The 619-nt window shown below is 44.4% G+C and carries 2 protein-coding genes; both read right to left on the minus strand.

All coding sequences use genetic code 11. From position 1 onward, the window contains the following. A partial coding sequence (locus R7190_RS28650) for a Slp family lipoprotein (protein ID WP_318138033.1) occupies positions 1 to 328 on the minus strand: 328 nt, incomplete at its 3' end. A gap of 39 nt (positions 329 to 367) precedes the next feature. Continuing rightward, positions 368 to 619 (minus strand): chromosome partitioning protein ParA (locus tag R7190_RS28655; RefSeq protein WP_318138034.1); only part of this gene is annotated, 252 nt, incomplete at its 5' end.

Genomic DNA, 619 nt, shown 5'->3' on the forward strand with positions numbered 1-619 from the left:
GGCCTTGGCTAAATGCAACGGGTTCTAAGTAGCCATCAAAATACACGGCGAAACGACCCGTAGGCTCTTGGTCAATATCAGGTTTGCCCGAGTTATTGATAGGTAGATTGACGATCGCTAGGCGTGTTTTGTCTTTGAAGTTGTCCACTTTCGCAATGATACCGCCAAGGCGAACATCATTCGTGAGCTCTCCTTGAGACTCAGCAAAGGCCTTATAGTCGGTAACGACTTGCTCTGTACTAGCGTTCAACTCTTCAGGAAGAGAGCTGCATGCAGACAAGCCAAAAGCGGCAACCAAAACCAAAAACAACCGTCCAAAAACCTTCATAAACCACCATTTAATCTACTAATACCAATTCGAGGAAATTCATACATATATATCGACACCCAGTAGCTGAGCCAGTTCCTCTTTTTTTGCTCGATTCATGACGTCCATGTACTGCTCCATAGCTTTGCGAGCATTACCTTCCGGCAAATCATATTGTACTTGAGCACGATGAATTTGGGACTCATCAACTTGTTTTATGGAATGCGCGACTGCGTTTGCCACCTTTGAAGGTTGACCAACGGACTGCTTATTTTGAGCTTTCTTTACCTGCCCTTTTTTACCCACTTTATT

It is taken from the genome of Vibrio sp. 1078-1 (assembly GCF_033340475.1).